This is a genomic window from Bordetella muralis (genome assembly GCF_054781015.1).
Genome location: NZ_BAAGVF010000008.1, coordinates 1,012,917 through 1,029,914, shown reverse-complemented (window position 1 = coordinate 1,029,914; position 16,998 = coordinate 1,012,917). Strand labels below are relative to the sequence as shown.

The following is a 16,998-nucleotide window of genomic DNA, read 5'->3' as shown; positions in this document are numbered from 1 at the left end:
ATCCACCTTATGTGCGGCATCGTTGGCGCCGTCGCTCAACGCGACATTACCCCCATCCTGGTCGAGGGCCTGAAGCGGCTCGAATACCGTGGCTACGATTCCTGCGGCGTCGCGCTGTACATGGACGGACATCTGCGCCGTACGCGCAGCACGCAGCGCGTTGCTGAGCTGGGCGACCAGATCGCCCAGGACAAACTGTCCGGCTTCACCGGCATCGCACACACCCGCTGGGCCACCCATGGCGTGCCCGCCACGCATAACGCTCACCCGCACTTTTCCCATCTCGGCAACGATGAGCCGCGCATCGCACTCGTACACAACGGCATCATCGAAAACCACGATGAACTGCGCGCCGAGCTGCAGGCCGCTGGCTATGTTTTCGAAAGCCAGACCGACACCGAGGTCATCGCTCACCTGGTCAATCACCTGTACAACGGCGATCTGTTCGACAGCGTGCAGCAGGCTGTCCGCCGCCTTCAGGGCGCCTATGCGATCGCCGTGTTCTGCCGTGACGAACCGCACCGCGTGGTCGGCGCACGCCAGGGTTCGCCCTTGGTCGTTGGCGTAGGCCAGAACGAAAATTTCCTCGCCTCTGATGCCTTGGCGCTGGCCGGCACTACCGATCAGATCATCTATCTGGAAGACGGCGACGTCGTCGACCTGCAACTGTCGCGCGTCTGGATCACCGACACCGAAGGCAAGCCCGTAGAACGCAAAGTTCATACCGTGCAGGTACACACTGGCGCTGCCGAGCTCGGTCCCTATCGCCACTACATGCAAAAAGAGATCTTCGAACAGCCGCGCGCGGTGGGCGATACCTTGCAAGACATCGAGACCATCACGCCTGAGCTATTCGGCGACGAGGCGTACAAGGTTTTCAAAGACATCGATTCGCTGCTCATCCTGGCGTGCGGCACCAGCTACTACGCCGGCTTGACCGCCAAATACTGGATCGAATCCGTCGCAAAGATTCCCGTCGCCGTCGAGATCGCCAGCGAGTATCGCTATCGCGACAGCGTGCCCAACCCGCGTTCGCTGGTCGTCACCATCTCGCAATCCGGCGAGACCGCCGACACGCTGGCCGCGTTGAAACACGCCCGGTCGCTGGGCATGGAGCACACGCTGACCATTTGCAACGTGGCTACCAGTGCCATGGTGCGTGAATGCAAGCTGTCGTACATCACGCGTGCCGGTGTCGAGATCGGCGTCGCATCGACCAAGGCGTTCACTACACAATTGACCGCCTTGTTCCTGCTCACGCTGGCCCTGGCCCAGGTGCGCGGCACCCTGAATGCCGAGCAAGAAGCCGAGCATCTGAAGGCATTGCGCCACTTGCCTGTCGCAATCGGTTCAGTACTGGCGCTCGAGCCGCAGATCATGGCCTGGGCCGATCGCTTTGCGACCAAGGAAAACGCCTTGTTCCTCGGGCGCGGGATGCATTATCCGATCGCTTTGGAAGGCGCGCTGAAGCTGAAAGAAATCAGCTACATCCACGCCGAGGCTTATCCTGCTGGCGAACTCAAGCACGGCCCGCTGGCATTGGTCACCGAACACATGCCCGTCGTGACCATTGCCCCGCGCGATGCCTTGCTGGAAAAACTGAAATCCAACATGCAAGAAGTCCGCGCACGCGGCGGTGAGCTGTATGTGTTCGCCGATGCCGACAGCCGTATTGCCAACGCCGAAGGCATGCACGTGATCCGTATACCGGAACACTATGGCGTGTTGTCGCCGATCCTGCATACGATCCCGCTGCAGTTGCTGTCGTATCACACGGCATGCGCGCGTGGGACAGATGTGGATAAACCGCGCAACTTGGCCAAGAGTGTGACGGTGGAGTGACGAGCTGCTGCGTGAGCGATATCGACCTCAGTTGCAGTTTATCGGAACGGAAGCGACTCGCCGCTGTTGTCAGTGGGCTGTACGTAGTGCATCGAAAAACGCTTTCTTTCCGGTTTCGCCGGTTGCGAGTAGTGCGGCCACCGGTTCTCTTCGCTCCCCGGTCCGGTGGGCTCGCTCAAGTGCGCCCGCACGTGTGACGGCGACACGCTCGCTGCCGGCGGTGTGTTTCTTAACGCTGCCAGCGGCGACACTCAACTCAACCTCTGTGCGAGCCGAAGCCAGATCCTTCAAGGCGGCATCCCGCTTCATATTATTCGCATATATGGGCATTCCAATTCGGAATGAGCATGTGCACTTTTCATCTCCGTCTACCGATCTTCATGACATAGTGAAGGCTCATCAAAAAAGCAAAATCAGGTATCGGAGGAGAACACCATGAAGCTGTATCCCACCAGCCAGGCCACTCGTACGCAACGTCCATGGGCGAGCCTGGCAGCCGTATTTCTGAGTTTGGCGTGTTTCGGCCTTTCGCCTGTCGCGGCGGCCGCGCTATCAGAATGGCCGTCCAAGCCCGTACGCCTTGTGGTTCCCTACGCACCCGGCGGCATTGCCGATATCGCTGCGCGCTCGGCCGCGCAAAAGATGGCCGAGCAGACCGGCCAGCCTTTCGTCGTCGAGAACAAGCCTGGCGCTGATACGCGCATTGGTACGGAATATGTTGCCCGTGCCAAAGGGGATGCGTACGTCCTGTTGCTGGCCGGTGGCGGCTTTGCCGTCAACAATGCCTTGTTCGACAATCTGCCGTATGACACGGTCCGCGACTTTGTACCTGTCGGCCTGGTCGTGTCCAATCCTTTGCTGCTGGTGACGGCCGCCGACAAGCCCTATCAGAACGTTGGCGATCTGGTGCAGGCCGCCAAGAAGGGCGAGGTTATTACGCTGGCCTCCGGTGGACGTGGCACGCTCAGTCATATGTCCATGGAGCTGTTGGCGTCGTCGACTGGCGTGCCCATTACGCATGTGCCCTACAAGGGTGGTTCGGCGCATACTGCCGATGTGGTCAGCGGGCTAGTGTCGGGTATCTTCGAGAACCCCAGTTCGGCCTTACCGTTGGTGCGTTCGGGTAAGTACAAGCCCTTAGCCGTGACCGGTGCGCAGCGCAACTCGGCGTTGCCGGACGTGCCGACAGTGATGGAAAGTGGTGTAGAGGGCTTTGAAGTGATTAACTGGTTTGGCATGTTTGCACCGGCAGGCATCGAGCCGGCAACTACTCAGCAGATGGCGGCCGTGTTAGGGCGGGCGCTGCAGGATGAATCTTTGCGCAAGCGTTTTTCCAGCGAGGGGGTCACAGTCGGTGGCCCTCTCGGATCTCAGTTTGGCAGTTTTGTGGCTGACGAAACCAAGAAATGGGCCACCATCGTGGAAAGTAGGAATATTCGTGACAACCAATAGCATGTGCGTTTCTGCGGGTGGCCTTGATGCCGAACTGCATGCCTTTCTGCAAAAAGTAAGCAACCTGGACGCAAGTCTGATCGATAGCGGTCTGGATGATACGCAGCGTCGCCGGCACGTGAGTGAGCTAATTGCGCTGGCCTTACCGTCGCAGCCGGATACGGGCGTTGCCCGTCGCGACACCTATATTGGTGCGGCGGGCCGTGAGATTCCCGTGCGGCTGTATCTACCGCCAGGTGCGCAGGCCACTCGTCGTCGGCTGATGGTGTATTTTCATGGTGGCGGCTGGATGGTGGGCAGTGTGGCGACCCACGATGCGCTGTGTGCACAACTGGCCCTGGAAATGGGTTACGTCGTGGCGAGCGTGCATTACCGTCGCGCGCCGGAGAATCCCTTTCCGGCGCCGTTGGACGATGGCTGGGAGGCGGTGCGCTGGCTGTCAAAACATGGTGGATTGTTCGGCGCCGACCCGCAGGCGCCGCTGGCGCTTGGCGGTGATAGCGCCGGCGCGCACCTGGCTCTGGGCTGCGCCATGCAAGCCAGCTATCAGGGCGGTCCTGCCATTGATCGTTTGCTGCTGTTCTATCCGCCTGTGCACAGGCATGCGGATACGCCTAGTCTGCGCGAGTTCGACCGCGGCCCCGGATTGTCGGCCGCCACAATGCGCCACTTCTGGGATGCCTACATCGGTGATCCGCACAAACATGCGGACGATCCGCGCTTGCATCTCGATCTCTGGACGCGGCCGGCATCTCTGCCTCCGGCTGTCATCATGACCGCTGCCTGCGATATTCTGCGCGATGAAGGCGAAGCCTATGCGCACCGGCTTGCCGAAGGTGGGCTCAAAGTGGTTCTGCTGCGCGCGGCGGCTATGCCACATGGTTTTGCGCGTATGCTCACAGCTAGCGCCCAGGCTCGCGCGCACGTGAGGCAAGCGTGCGTCGAATTGCTAGCGCTGGTCTAGCCATACTGCTCAGATCGGTACACTAAGCACATTTTCGAGTCGCACAGTATCCCGAGAACGAGGTCGGGATACTGTGCTCACCGCCTTGCGTTGCTGGCGCTGTAGTGCACCCTCGTCGTCACGTTTTTTAGCCATTCGCTGGCTAACTCGTCAGCGCGCGCCTTAAGCCAATCTCCCACTTGGCGCAGCGCGCCGGCTGCGCCGCCGGAGCCATCTCGCAGTACCAAGTAGTAACCGCTGCTGCCCAACATCACTTCATCGAAAGGTGCAACCAGTTCGCCGTTGGCCAGCACCTTACGCACCAGCAGCCTGGGCACGATGCCGATACCCAGTTGCGCCTGAATGGCTTCGATCATTACCGAATAGTGGTCGTAGAACTGACCATCTTGGGTGGGCGTGAAACCGGCGTTCATCGCTAAAGCCCATTCCGACCATGCGGAGGGGTAGAGCGTGTGACTAAAGCGGCGCATATGCGCGAGATCGGCGGGCGTGCGCAGTGCCTGTCGCTCCAGCAGCGCGGGGCTGGCGACCACGCACATCTCGCGGCCGAACAGATAGCGCGCCCAAACGCCCTGACCGATGCCAGCGCCAAAACGGATCTCCGCATCCAGGTCCAAGCGGGGCGACCGAGCGCTCAATAGACGCGGCGTGAGCCGCAGGTCTATATCGGGGTGCTCGAGTTCAAAGCGCGGTAGTAATGCTATCAGCCAATATTGCAGCACGGCGGGCGGTGCCAGCAAGCTGATGACGGTCTGCTCAGTATGCGGTTGGGCGATGCGCTGCGCTGCGCGGGTGATCTGATCCAGCGGGGGTTCGATGGCTTCCAGGAACTGTTGGCCTGCTTCGGTAAGGGTTACGCCGCCCGAGCGGGTCAACAGTGGCACGCCCAGTTGTGACTCCAGCAGACCGATGTGTTTGCTCACCGCGCTTTGTGTGAGATGAACTGACTCTGCCGCGCGTGTGAAGCTGCCCAGGCGCGCAACCGCCACGAACACGTGTAGAGTGGTCAGAGAGAAAGACGGACGGTGACGGTTTGCAGGGTACATAGGCTAGGCATGAGAGCAGACGTCAACTATGCAGCCAATTTTCCAGCGTGAGGCCGGTAACGCGATCAAACTCACGCTGGTTGTCAGTGACTAGCGTTGCATCAATGCTGAGAGCTTGGGCGGCGATCCAGAGGTCATTGGCCCCGATGGGTGTGCCTTGTTTCTCCAAGGCAGCGCGGATTCTGCCGTAACAATCCGCCGTGATCTGATCCACCCCTACTTGGATAAAACGATGGACTAAAGAGTCCATCTTGGCGCGATTGCGTTCGACGAATTGGCTTTTCTCCGCCTCAAAATAAAGTTCACCCAGTACGACGGTGGAGAGCCGCAAGCTGTCTTCGGGAATCCGTTGCAACTGTTCGATGACAAGTGGGTTCCGCTTCAATGCGGCAATAAGGATATTGGTATCCAGCAGATAGAATTTGGCCATGCTTCAGTCGTCGAGCGAGATAACATCATCGGTCGGGAGGTCTGCCGGAGCCTGGAGGTCCTCCGATGCGTCGTCCCACAGGGGACGGAAGGCCTCTATGGCCATGCGTGGAGGCTGTGGCACGAGGCGTGCAATGATCTTGCCGTGCCTGGTGACAGCAATCTCTTCGCCAGCTTCGACCTCAGCGAGAAAGGTGGAGAATCTGGCCTTTGCTTCGACGACGGTGATGCTTTTCATGGTGGTCTCCTGATATAATGACCATATGGTCATTATATCTGCGATTTGGGTCGCCGCAAAGGTACTTCCCGATCAGCGAAATACATCCGAGAGGCATGGGATTCACTAGCCTGTCTCGCATGAATGGGGCTTCCGCGTGCTGCTTCAGGCGCATTGTCCGACAGCGATGGTTTTGTATGAGCCCCTGGACCTTAGAATGATCGGACGGATTGCATAGGCCCTCCATCAGGCACCTTCTGCACCGGGATTTCTGCCAGTTTGCTGACTGTGGAAGGCAAAATAATTGCCAACTGAATGGCGAAACCTACTAATGCAGCTATTACACATGCCGCGGGCCCATACCAAGCTGCAATGCCGGCTGCGATCAGCGCACCAATGGGGCGTGCGCCAAACGTGAATGTCGTTATTACGGCGGACACGCGGCCGATCAATGCTTGTGAAGTAACTGCTTGTCGCAGTGTCGCCGTGGTAGCCGCCCAAATAACCGGACCGAATCCGAAAAAGAAGAAGCTAGCCCAAATGGTTAGCTCTGTCGGCAGCCATACAGACGTAGCCATCAATGCGGCCCCAATGACTCCGCCCACCGGCCCCAAAACGACGAGATTGCCAAATGTCAGAATCCTGCCGAGTCGTGGTGTAACTAATGCGCCGCATATCATACCGATGCCATATACGGCCATGGCCGTTCCAACGGCAGCCGCGTCCATATTGAGGTGGGACGCAGCATAGGGCACAAACGATGCTTGCAGTATGAACCATGATGTATTGAACATGACGGCGGTGAATAGGACCGGTCGAAGGTGGATGTTCCCAAAAGTGAAAGTGAAACCTTCTTTCAATTCCAAATATAGATTTCGCTTTGAAGAGGAAGGTGTTGCTATTGGGATCCTGATGATCCAACCAATTGCGCTAAGCGATAAGATAAGTGCAATCGCATAGGATGGAGCTCCGCCGACAGCTGCGTAGATTAGCCCCGCTATACTCGGACCGGCTGTAAACGCCACACTCCTGGCCAACTCTAAGCGACTATTGGCGACAGCCAGATTTTGACGGGACACGAGCAAGGGAGTAGTTCCGGGGACGGTAACGTTGTAAGCGACAGTCCCCGCAGCGCCGATGAAACTCAATACTGCTAAAGAAATCATGTCCAGTGACTCATTGATCAACAGTACGAGGATGATCGCAAAGCAGGATGCCCGGAGCATCTCTGCATTCATCAACATGGAACGGCGAGGAAGTCGATCAGCTAAGATCCCTGAGGGAATTGCAAGTAATAAAAAAGGTGCGCTCTGCACCATTTGAAGAAAAGCTGTTTCGCTAGCTGTTGCAGAAAACAGATAGACAGCCACCATGGGGGCCGTTGCCAATCCGACCTGCTCCGCCGACTGCGCGCAAACATTGGAAAAAGCAAAGTGCCGAAATAGACGATGTCTGTGATCCATTACTTGTCTTGTTGGTGTGGTCGATATCGAGTGCAGCAGAAAAAAACGATGCACGCGACATGTTTTCACAGGGATTTTTATTAATCGCTCTGTTTTTTGCTATCGAACTTGAAAGTTAACTTGTATTGGAATGAGGCTAGATATGGGGCTCGTAGGCATCGCTCCGGGTTTTTACTGTCAAGAGGCTGCCTCAGTGGCGTGAGACGTTGCGTCAGCGGTTGAATTGCCCCGGCTTGTTCGAACCCGGGGCAATTCATTTCTTGTTAAAACACGTCTGCATCAGCAATTTAAAGATCCCATTGTGCGGTATAGGTAATAATCCAGCCTGCCTTTCGATAGCGTGGAGCAGTTCTTGAGCGAAAACAAAGTCCCTAAAAGAAGTATTCTTGCAGCAGTGATCGGCAATGCCCTGGAATGGTATGACTTCCTGGTCTTTGCCTTTATGACACCTATTGTTGCAAAGCTGTTTTTCCCCAGCAATCCAGCCAATCCCGACGACAGCATCAACCAGATTCTGCTGACGACGGCGGTATTTGGCGTCGGCTTTTTCATGAGGCCTGTCGGCGGCATCGTGCTGGGCATCTATGGCGACCGCAAGGGCAGAAAAGCGGCGATGGTTACCGTGACGGGATTGATGGCCGTGGCCATTGCCGTCATTACATTGGCGCCAACCTATGCTGCGGTCGGGATTCTCGCCCCGTTGTTGATCGTCATCGCCCGCTTGCTGCAAGGATTCGCAGCGGGCGGCGAGTTCGGCACCTCGACGGCCTTGCTGATTGAATTGGCGCCGCCTGGCAAGCGCGGCTTCTACGGCTCTTGGCAGATGACCGGACAGATGATTGCGCTGCTGCTTGGCGCTATGGTCGGGACGCTTATCACTGATATTTTTAGCCAAGAAGAGCTCATGGCGTGGGCCTGGCGTATCCCGTTTGCTTTTGGGCTTCTGATCGTTCCTGTCGCGATCTATATCCGCCGCCATGTCGACGAGCCGGAGACCTTCAAGCGTCTGGTGGCTGCCAAAGCCGCCGGCACCGTCAAAGAAATGGGCTTGATGGAGATGCTTCGCACCCATGCTCGCGAAACGCTGACAGGCATGGGACTGGTGGTGACTTGCACGGTTTCCATCTACATCACGTTCACCTACCTCATCACTTTTTCCACGGTCACGCTGAAACTTCCACTGCATGACACGTTCTTGGTTCAGATGGCAGGCGCCGCCCTCATGGTGGTGTTGATGCCGTTCATGGGGGCTTTGTCGGATCGCATAGGGCGGCGTCCGCTACTGATCACGTCGTTGCTCGGCTATCTGGTCATCCTCTATCCGCTTTATGCATGGTTGGTTGCAGAACCCAGCATCGGGAAACTGCTGACCGTTCAGCTAATCATCAGTTTGTTTGTTTCAGCGTTCTTTGGCGTTTTCTCGACGGTCATGGCAGAACTGTTCCCTGCCAACGTCCGTTCGGCCGGTATGTCCATGGCGTACAACATTGCGGTCATGGTCTTCGGCGGCTTTGCGCAATTCATTGTGACTTGGCTGATTCGCGCGACGGGTTCAGCCATGTCGCCTGCGTATTACGTGATGTTTGGTGTCGTACTCGGTGTGATTTCCGCTTTCATGATTAAAGAGCGGGCACACGAGACGCATATCGACAATCATTAAGAAAGGAGTTGTCTGACTCGATGCACCGCAAGCCCCGCCGGCTTCAGTGCGGGGTGGGGGCATCAGCAATCCCGCCGCGAGATAGTACGCAGTTGGCAACCGAAACCACTACAATCCTGCCATTGCCACCTCGAACGAGTTGCCATGATTGCCCTGTCTCGCAAATCCAGCAATTCTCGTCCAGGCCAGGGGCGGCCCGCTTCGAATCACGGAACCCACACCACCGTGCACACCTATGCGATGGTGGAGCGGTCAAACCATCTTGACTTCGATATTCGAGACCAGAGCCTGCGTGCGCCACTCACACAGCCGCACAAGCATGAGTATTTCCAGATCCAGGTAAACCTCGCTGGAGATTCACGGCACCACGTGGGCAGCATCACGCGGCCGTTCATCGCGCGAACGCTGAGCTTCGTGTTGCCGCATCGCATGCATGTGGTGCCGCATCCGCCCGGTGCGCGCTGGTTGGTGATCAACTTCAGCCAGCGCTTCTTGCGGCCAGATCTGGATGTGGATCCGTTGGACCTGGAAGATGTGCCACTCACTGTCGCGCCTGAGTTGGCTCCATTTCAGTTTCAGGAACATTTGGATTTCACATTCGACGAAGCCACCTTCAACGAGGTGCTCGGGCTCATCGCGATCATGCAACACGAGAACATCACGCGCCGCCTGGCGTCGCTCGCGCGCATCCGCGGCTGCCTGCTGCAATTGCTCGCACTGACATGCCAGCAGTGGGAAAGCGAACTGCGCGCTCTGGCCAACACACATGCCCAACAGAGCAGCCGCCGTGCTGCGTTAGCGCGCGTTCTGCGTTATCTGCGCGACGAGCTCGCGCAAGAGCCCACGCTAGCTGATGCTGCCCAGGCCGCGAGCCTGTCGCCGAACTATCTCGCTCACCTTATTAAAAAGGAAACTGGCAAGACATTCACCGACTTGCTCACCGAACGGCGATTGGCACTCGCACAGGAGCTTTTACTCACAACCAGTCAACGCATCAGTGAGGTTGCTCGGCGGTGCGGTTTCACTGACGAGGCCTATTTCGCGCGGCGCTTTCGCCAATGGTATGGAACGAGTCCTCGCGCATGGCGAGACGCACAGAGGCAAGCACTGGGTTAGTCGAGGTTATGTCCAAGTCTTGCGCGGAATTGTCCGGTTTTTGAACGGCACATGAATCTACACTCGGGACGATAACTATCACCTGAGGAGACTGCTACATGAATCGACGAGACGCCTTGATGATATCTACCGCATCCATTGGCGGTGTATTGACAGCAGGTTGCGCCAGCGTAGCCGCTACGTCTGCCCAGCGTACCCCCTTCACCGTACCGCAACCCTCCGTTCCGATCGCTGGCAGCGACGAAGTCTTCCCCGTTCATCGCATCTACTGCATAGGCCGCAACTACGCGGCGCATGCACGTGAAATGGGATCGGATCCTACGCGCGAACCGCCGTTCTTCTTTCAAAAGCCCAGTGACGCGGTGCAGGTCGTGCCGCCCGGCCAGACCGTGGATCATCCATACCCCAGCCTCACGCGCAACTATCACTACGAGGTGGAACTGGTGGCGGCACTGCAGAGTGGTGGCCGCAACATTCCTGTCGAGCAGGCGCTGCAGCATGTCTATGGCTATGCCGTTGGCTTGGATATGACCCGGCGAGATTTGCAGAGCGACATGAAGGACCAGAGGAAACCGTGGGAGATCGGCAAGTCCTTTGATCTATCAGCGCCCATCGGACCCATCCATCGCGTGGCACAAACCGGCCAACTTGAAAAGGGGGCGATCACGCTATCCGTAAATGGCGTAGTCAAGCAGAGCGCCAATCTTAATCAAATGATCTGGAGTGTGGCCGAGCAGATCAGCAAGCTGTCCGAAGCCGTCGAATTGAAGGCCGGAGACCTGATTTATTCGGGCACACCCGAAAACGTAGGTCCGGTCGTGCGCGGCGATGTCATGGTCGCGCATATTGATGGTCTGCCGGATATTTCGCTCAAGGTCGTCTGAATCAGTGGGCGCCGCAGCGTCAGGGTGAATACGGCGCAAGCATACGATAGCGGCTCTGCATTCCTCACAGCCGCTTACAGAGCCATGGCACTGGTGTGGTGAATATAATTTCCAGGTATGTTGCACACCGTCATGTGAACCTGTGCTGCCAGGCGCCCGCTGAATGCATCCCGGCGGGCTCCAGGGCATCGGGTGATCGTCTATTCACCATGGAGCCGAATCGTGTCAAAAATTGGTGTAAAGCTTCGCGAACTTCGTCGCCGGCGTGACCTGGGCGTACGCGAATTGGCCAGCCGCTCCGGCGTTTCGCATTCTTCGATCTCGTTGATAGAGCGAGACAAGATCAGTCCGTCCGTGGACACGTTGAGTGCCATTCTGGATGCGCTCGGAACGACGCTGGTGGGCTTCTTCTCCGAAATTCAAAGCATGACGGCCTATTCTCCCTTTTATCGAGCAGAAGACTTTGTCGAGATAGGAAAAGTGGGAAGGGTTTCGTATCGAATGCTGGGGATCAACCATCCCAATCGTGATCTCCTGATGCTGCATGAAACCTACGCCCCTGGCGGAGAGTCCGGCGATGCTTTTTCCCATTCGGCTCAAGAGGCTGGCGTGGTGACTCGAGGAGCGATCGAGCTGACCGTTGGCGAAGAAGTGCAAATCCTCCGCGTTGGCGATGGATACTATTTTGACAGCAGGCGGCCCCACCGATTCAGGAATGTGGACGAGGGCGAGAGCCAGATTGTCAGTGCGGTGACCCCGCCCACATACTAGCGATGTTTGGTGAATGACCACTCAACATGGTCGGCCATTCCCGCCGTCAAATTGCATGTGTGTGGTCGAAATACTTGACGATCCGTAGTTTCCCCAGCGACATCCCCTTGGCACTTTTCTATAGTGCACATTCCTGACAGTTCATTCTCCATGGCGAGTCTGGCCAGGAAAATACCTATAACTCGGCGGTGTCGTGCAGTCAGTCTGTCTCAACCGCCTTCTTGGGGAAAGCGCATGAGTATTCGTCCGTTTACTGCGGCTATTGCAATCGTGATGCTTGCTGCGCCATTGACGGCATCATTGGCCCAGGCTGATTTCCCGTCCAAGCCCATTCGACTCATCGTACCGTTTCCACCAGGAGGAACGACCGATGTGGTGGCACGCGCGGTGGCGGATCCGTTGGGGAAAATCCTGGGTCAACCCGTAGTGGTGGAGAACCGTAGCGGCGCGGCCGGCCGTATCGGCACGGAGTATGTGATCCGGGCGCCCGCGGATGGATACACGCTGGGCATTGCAACGGTCAGCTCGCACGCCGTCACCCCCGTTGTGTACAGCGATATCTCTTATAACGTTGAGCGCGACTTGGCGCCTATTACCCGCCTAGCCTCCGTCCCCAATGTGCTGACGGTAAGCAAGTCACTAAAGGTGGACGATCTCTCGAGCTTCATCAAGGCTGTCCAAGCCCATCCCGGGCGGTATACCTATGGCTCTGCGGGTTCTGGATCCGAGGCGAACATGATGGGAGAACTGTTCAAACTGACGACCAAAACAGACATGCTGCACGTCCCGTATAAAGGATCAGCGCCTGCGCTGCAGGATGCATTGGGCGGGCAGATTACAGCAGTCTTCGACAACCTGCCGTCCTCGTTGCCATACATCTTGAGTGGCGACCTGCAGGCGTTGGCGGTTGCCGCGCCTGAGCGAGTCTCCTCTATCCCCAATGTGCCGACTTTCAAGGAGGCGGGCGTTCCCGAGTTGAATGACGCCTCGTGGTTTGGTTTGGTCGCCCCTGCGGGAACCCCGCCGGAGATCGTAGAGCAGATCTATCAGGCCACGAAACAAGCGCTCGCCACGCAAGAGGTCAAGACACGTCTTGGCGGATTCTCTGCAGTTCCCGTGGGAAACCGGCCCGAAGCATTCGCTGCTCAATTAAAAGAGGAAATTGAGAAGCAACGAGCAACTGCCAAGCGCGCAAATATCGTCCTTCACTAATCATTTCATCGACCCATGAAACATCGCGCCTACCGCATTCTCGTCGCACAGCTTTTCCAGGAGACGCACGGCTTTACTCCCGTGTTGACGCCGATGTCTGCTTTTGAGTTCGAGCATGGGGCAGAAATGTTAAGCGCGAATCGCGATGCTGATTCCGTATTGGGTGGAATGTTGCGCGTCTTCGCCTCGAACCACTGTGAAGTGATTCCAACGCTGGCGGCTCGTGCGCGGCCGGGTGGGCGCGTGGAGGAAGACAGCTATCGATATATCAAGGAAGTCATTCTCGCCGGCGCAAAAAACAAGGGCTTCGATGCGATCGCATTATGTCTGCACGGTTGCACGCAAACAGAAAGTCTGGATAGTGCAGAGCTGGATCTCTTGAGCGCGTTGCGCGAGGTCGTGGGGCACGACATGCCTATTGTGGCAGGCTTCGATCTGCATGCGAACGCCATTCCTCAGATGTTGAGGCTCTTGACGTTTTGCTCAGCATATAAAACTAATCCCCACGGTGATGCAGGGGATACAGGCGAGCGCGTCGCGAAAGAATTGCTGAAAATTCTCGATGGCACATCAACGCCACGCGCCGCTTATGCACATGTGCCGATGCTGACCAGAGGAAACGATGAAACCACGCATGGTCCATTGGCTATCCTTCATCGGCAGGCCAGAGATTCTATTCTGGAAAATGTTGGCTTGATTGACGCATCCCTGTTCAATGTAAATCCGTTCATTGACGGTAAAGGGGTAGGGCAGAGTGTGCTCGTGTATGCTCAGCCGGGCAGTATCGATCAAGCTAGTACGCTAGCTCGGGATTTGGCCCAAGGTCTCTGGGACGCCAGAGACCTGTTTCAGCACACCTTGCCTGGGCTCGAAGAGGTTCTTCGGGCCCACGAGGGCAGTACTGAAAAGCTCACGCTAGGCGATTTCGGCGATCGCGTGCTGGCCGGCGCTCCAGGCGATAGCGTGTACCTCTTGGAAAGCGTGCTTGCTCATTCCAGAAAGCGGGTGGTTGCCGTAGTGACTGATCCCGTCGCCTACGAGGCGTGCGTTGGCTACGGCGAGGGTGCAGACGTGGAGATCTCAGTCGGAGGCCGTCTTTCGCCCGACTGCACGCCGATGATCGCTCGCGGACGAATCTCCAGACTGGGAGACGGGGCCTACCGCAATCGTGGCAAGTTCATGCGAGGGGCCACTATGCGGCTTGGGCCCTATGCCGTGCTGGAAAGCGACCGTTATCAGCTGCTCATTACGAGAGAGGCTGTGATGTCCCAGGACCCCGGCTGCTACCTGGACGTGGGAATAGATCTGGATTCGGCCGACGTCATCGTGACGAAATCCGGGTATCACTTCAAGCTTGCCTTCGACGTGTTCGGCCCATGCCTGTGTATCGAGACGCCGGGCTATAGCGGATTCCATCCGGAGCGGCTGCCATTCTCGTTGGCGCGACCTATTTATCCGGTAGACCCCATTTCTTTTGCACCTGAGGTCATGACCTGGACACCTCCGCAGCGCCCTTCCCATTGACTCAATCCCGGCTCCCTCACTGATGAAAAACCTGATCGGCGACGTATCCAGCAGCGCGCGCATCCTACCTGATCTCGACGGCGAGAAACTATTCATCTCCCGCGCAGAAGGGCCATACGTCTGGGACAAGGCCGGAAAACGCTATGTCGATACCGCGCTGGGCTTTGGCGCGATTCTGCTTGGGCATTCTCCCTCAACCGTTGTGGAGGCAGTATCCGCGGCACTGCATTCAGGCGCCGCCCCGTCATTTGCGCATACGCGTGAGCACCCCGCTGCGACCATGCTCGCCAATTACACAGGTGCCTTGAGTAAGGTGATGTTCACGAATTCGGGCAGCGAAGCGGTACACCTGGCCTGTCGCGCCGCTCGCGCCTATACGGGCAAGCCTGTCATCGCGAAGATGGCGGCGGGATTCGATGGCTGGTTTGACGAGATCACGCTGGCAAATGTCGGCACGCAGGAGGCGGTGTTTACGGCGGGACAGCGCCCCCTGACGGGCCGGACCACTGTGCTGCGATTCAACGACGAAGCCGATCTCGAGCAGCTCTTTCGTGAACGTCATGATATCGCCGCCATTCTGTACGAACCGATGTTGGCAAATGCGGGATGCATCCTGCCCAAGCCTGGATACCTTCAAAAGGTACAAGACGTCGCGCGAAAACACGGAGCGCTGTTGATCAGCGATGAGGTGCTCATGGGATTTCGCTTGCACGCGGGACTGACCTCCCATCTTTGGGGACTGGATCCCGATATTGCGACGGTCGGAAAAGCGATTGGCACCGGCGTACCAGTGGCTGGCGTCGTGGGTAAGCCGCATATTCTTGCTCCTTTTGAGGAGGGCAGAGTGGCAAGAGGTGGAACGTATAGTGGAAATCCTCTTGCATGCGCAGCGTTGATAGCCACCCTTTCCGCGCTTGGACAGAAAGACTACGTCGAACTCAATCGTCGTGGAGAAGGCCTGCGAACAGCGTTGGAGACTTCTTTTCGGGAGAAAGGAATCGACATTGGGACCTCTGGCTTCGGAACGGTTTTCAGCATCTGGCCTGGGCCGCGAGTCCCGGAAAACTATCAGCTGGCATCCACGACGGCAGACAGTCCCTTTTCGAACGGCCTTCATCTGGCATTACGCAGGCATGGGCTGCTGATGATGCCGTCGGCATACGGCCGCCTGTATCTCTCGTTTTCACACGACGATGCAGTCGTGGAGCAGATGCTGAAATCGTTCGAGAACGCCGCGGAGGAATTGAGCCAACAGATAAAATAATGAGGCAAAGCTCCCGTTAATTGGGTGCCAAAATACGCCAGAGCCCCGACCCGCGACCGCAGCCGCTCGAGCCAATTGTAGTAACCTCGTCTGCGGCGGCCGTCTGTCCGCCAGATCATATTCACCGTACGGAATTCAAAAGAAGCAGACAGTCTCGTCCACAACTCATCAAGGGGAAAACATGTTTCAACGCGTCTCCACATTTGCCGCTGCGGTAGCGCTGTCGGCGTGCGCAGGACTGGCTCACGCAGCGTATCCAGAGCAACCCATCACCGTTATTTCCCCTTTTCCGGCGGGCGGGGCTACCGACGTGCTCACTCGCATTCTGGCCAGCCGGATGAGTACAGCGCTGGACCAGAAAATCATCGTCGAGAACAAGGCAGGTGCTGGCACTACGATCGGCGCGTCCTATGTCGCGCGAGCGCAGCCCGATGGCTACACGCTGCTGATGGCCACCAATTCGACCTTGGTCACCAATCGCTATCTGTATAAATCATTGCCGTACGATCCTGATGCCTATGCTCCCATCGGCATGGTCGGAATCGGCCCAATGATTCTGCTATCCAACAAGAAAAACAATATTGCCAAAATCTCTGACATCGTGGCACAGGCAAAACAGCGTCCTGCTCAACTGACGTTTGCTTCTTTTGGGCCGGGAACGTCATCGCATCTGGCTGGCGAATTGTTCAGGCAAGAGGCGGGGGTTGATCTGTTGCACGTCCCGTTCAAGGGCGCGACACAAGCTCTGCCCGCCTTGATCAACGGCGATGTCGATGTGTTCTTCGACATGGTGGCCACGGGCATGCCTCAGGTTACGGCGGGCAAGCTGAACGTGCTGGGTATTACGAGCAAGAACCGCTTGTCCACCTTGCCGGATGTGCCGACGCTGGCGGAACAGGGCTATCCATCTTTCGACCTCAGTGCGTGGTTCAGCTTTGTCGCTCCACCCGGCACGCCTTCTGACGTGCTGACCACGTTGCAACAAGCATTGACCACGACACTGCAAGACCCAGTCGTACGCGAAAAAATGCTGGGCATGGGCATTGAGCCGCGTTCCGGAACGGCTGCCGAGCTCACCGAGCAGATTCGTGATGAGCAACCTATAGTGAAAAAACTAGTCAACCAAGCGAATCTGACGCCGCAGTGAACATGCA

Annotated in this window: 15 protein-coding genes; 11 read left to right on the top strand and 4 right to left on the bottom strand. The window is 57.3% G+C overall.

What is annotated here, in order from left to right; genetic code table 11:
• The first annotated feature begins 9 nt into the window (after positions 1-9).
• From glmS to ACYVIT_RS22415, 3 genes are all read left to right on the top strand, one after another.
• Positions 10-1,842: a glutamine--fructose-6-phosphate transaminase (isomerizing) gene (gene glmS, locus ACYVIT_RS22425; protein ID WP_415804683.1), complete on the top strand. Its 1,833-nt coding sequence runs from the start codon at positions 10-12 to the stop codon at positions 1,840-1,842.
• Between the two features lie 435 nt (positions 1,843-2,277).
• Positions 2,278-3,294 carry a Bug family tripartite tricarboxylate transporter substrate binding protein gene (locus ACYVIT_RS22420; protein WP_415804682.1) on the top strand — a complete coding sequence of 339 codons (1,017 nt, stop codon included), beginning with the start codon at positions 2,278-2,280 and terminating at the stop codon, positions 3,292-3,294.
• A complete protein-coding gene (locus tag ACYVIT_RS22415; RefSeq protein ID WP_415804681.1) occupies positions 3,281-4,258 on the top strand; it encodes an alpha/beta hydrolase in 978 nt (325 codons plus the stop codon). Before ACYVIT_RS22420 ends, ACYVIT_RS22415 begins: the two co-directional genes overlap by 14 nt.
• Positions 4,259-4,335: 77 nt before the next feature.
• On the opposite strand, the gene ACYVIT_RS22410 is transcribed toward ACYVIT_RS22415, so the two are convergent.
• From ACYVIT_RS22410 to ACYVIT_RS22395, 4 genes are all read right to left on the bottom strand, one after another.
• Positions 4,336-5,304: a LysR substrate-binding domain-containing protein gene (locus ACYVIT_RS22410; RefSeq protein WP_415804680.1), complete on the bottom strand. Its 969-nt coding sequence runs from the start codon at positions 5,302-5,304 to the stop codon at positions 4,336-4,338.
• Between the two features lie 22 nt (positions 5,305-5,326).
• Complete coding sequence (locus tag ACYVIT_RS22405) at positions 5,327-5,734, bottom strand: PIN domain-containing protein (protein ID WP_415804679.1); 408 nt, start codon at positions 5,732-5,734, stop codon at positions 5,327-5,329.
• Between the two features lie 3 nt (positions 5,735-5,737).
• Complete coding sequence (locus tag ACYVIT_RS22400; RefSeq protein ID WP_415804678.1) at positions 5,738-5,971, bottom strand: type II toxin-antitoxin system Phd/YefM family antitoxin; 234 nt, start codon at positions 5,969-5,971, stop codon at positions 5,738-5,740.
• 191 nt (positions 5,972-6,162) lie between these two features.
• A complete protein-coding gene (locus ACYVIT_RS22395; protein WP_415804677.1) occupies positions 6,163-7,467 on the bottom strand; it encodes an MFS transporter in 1,305 nt (434 codons plus the stop codon).
• A gap of 298 nt (positions 7,468-7,765) precedes the next feature.
• Here ACYVIT_RS22395 and ACYVIT_RS22390 point away from each other — a divergent pair, with 298 nt between their 5' ends.
• The 8 genes from ACYVIT_RS22390 to ACYVIT_RS22355 all read left to right on the top strand — a co-directional run bounded on the left by ACYVIT_RS22390 (position 7,766) and on the right by ACYVIT_RS22355 (position 16,991).
• The gene (locus ACYVIT_RS22390) at positions 7,766-9,073 is read left to right on the top strand and encodes an MFS transporter (protein ID WP_415804676.1); all 1,308 of its coding nucleotides are present in this window, start codon (positions 7,766-7,768) and stop codon (positions 9,071-9,073) included.
• Positions 9,074-9,217: 144 nt separating this feature from the next.
• The gene (locus tag ACYVIT_RS22385; RefSeq protein ID WP_415804675.1) at positions 9,218-10,189 is read left to right on the top strand and encodes a helix-turn-helix transcriptional regulator; all 972 of its coding nucleotides are present in this window, start codon (positions 9,218-9,220) and stop codon (positions 10,187-10,189) included.
• A gap of 98 nt (positions 10,190-10,287) precedes the next feature.
• Positions 10,288-11,073, top strand: coding sequence for a fumarylacetoacetate hydrolase family protein (locus ACYVIT_RS22380; RefSeq protein ID WP_415804674.1), 786 nt, complete (start codon positions 10,288-10,290; stop codon positions 11,071-11,073).
• 192 nt (positions 11,074-11,265) lie between these two features.
• A complete protein-coding gene (locus ACYVIT_RS22375; RefSeq protein WP_415804673.1) occupies positions 11,266-11,844 on the top strand; it encodes a cupin domain-containing protein in 579 nt (192 codons plus the stop codon).
• 234 nt (positions 11,845-12,078) lie between these two features.
• Positions 12,079-13,056, top strand: a complete 978-nt coding sequence (locus ACYVIT_RS22370) for a Bug family tripartite tricarboxylate transporter substrate binding protein (RefSeq protein ID WP_415804672.1) — start codon at positions 12,079-12,081, stop codon at positions 13,054-13,056.
• A gap of 15 nt (positions 13,057-13,071) precedes the next feature.
• Positions 13,072-14,580: a M81 family metallopeptidase gene (locus ACYVIT_RS22365; RefSeq protein ID WP_415804671.1), complete on the top strand. Its 1,509-nt coding sequence runs from the start codon at positions 13,072-13,074 to the stop codon at positions 14,578-14,580.
• Positions 14,581-14,602: 22 nt separating this feature from the next.
• Positions 14,603-15,844: an aspartate aminotransferase family protein gene (locus ACYVIT_RS22360; RefSeq protein ID WP_415804670.1), complete on the top strand. Its 1,242-nt coding sequence runs from the start codon at positions 14,603-14,605 to the stop codon at positions 15,842-15,844.
• A gap of 181 nt (positions 15,845-16,025) precedes the next feature.
• Complete coding sequence (locus ACYVIT_RS22355; RefSeq protein WP_415804669.1) at positions 16,026-16,991, top strand: Bug family tripartite tricarboxylate transporter substrate binding protein; 966 nt, start codon at positions 16,026-16,028, stop codon at positions 16,989-16,991.
• The last annotated feature ends 7 nt before the right edge of the window (positions 16,992-16,998 follow it).

Excerpts from the sequence above, each read along its gene's own strand:
- ACYVIT_RS22380 (WP_415804674.1), top strand. The coding sequence starts at position 10,288 with ATGAATCGACGAGACGCCTTGATGATATCTACCGCATCCATTGGCGGT.
- ACYVIT_RS22360 (WP_415804670.1), top strand. The coding sequence starts at position 14,603 with ATGAAAAACCTGATCGGCGACGTATCCAGCAGCGCGCGCATCCTACCT.
- ACYVIT_RS22405 (WP_415804679.1), bottom strand. The coding sequence starts at position 5,734 with ATGGCCAAATTCTATCTGCTGGATACCAATATCCTTATTGCCGCATTG.
- ACYVIT_RS22365 (WP_415804671.1), top strand. The coding sequence starts at position 13,072 with ATGAAACATCGCGCCTACCGCATTCTCGTCGCACAGCTTTTCCAGGAG.
- ACYVIT_RS22355 (WP_415804669.1), top strand. The coding sequence starts at position 16,026 with ATGTTTCAACGCGTCTCCACATTTGCCGCTGCGGTAGCGCTGTCGGCG.
- ACYVIT_RS22410 (WP_415804680.1), bottom strand. The coding sequence starts at position 5,304 with ATGTACCCTGCAAACCGTCACCGTCCGTCTTTCTCTCTGACCACTCTA.
- ACYVIT_RS22370 (WP_415804672.1), top strand. The coding sequence starts at position 12,079 with ATGAGTATTCGTCCGTTTACTGCGGCTATTGCAATCGTGATGCTTGCT.
- ACYVIT_RS22385 (WP_415804675.1), top strand. The coding sequence starts at position 9,218 with ATGATTGCCCTGTCTCGCAAATCCAGCAATTCTCGTCCAGGCCAGGGG.
- glmS (WP_415804683.1), top strand. The coding sequence starts at position 10 with ATGTGCGGCATCGTTGGCGCCGTCGCTCAACGCGACATTACCCCCATC.
- ACYVIT_RS22400 (WP_415804678.1), bottom strand. The coding sequence starts at position 5,971 with ATGAAAAGCATCACCGTCGTCGAAGCAAAGGCCAGATTCTCCACCTTT.
- ACYVIT_RS22420 (WP_415804682.1), top strand. The coding sequence starts at position 2,278 with ATGAAGCTGTATCCCACCAGCCAGGCCACTCGTACGCAACGTCCATGG.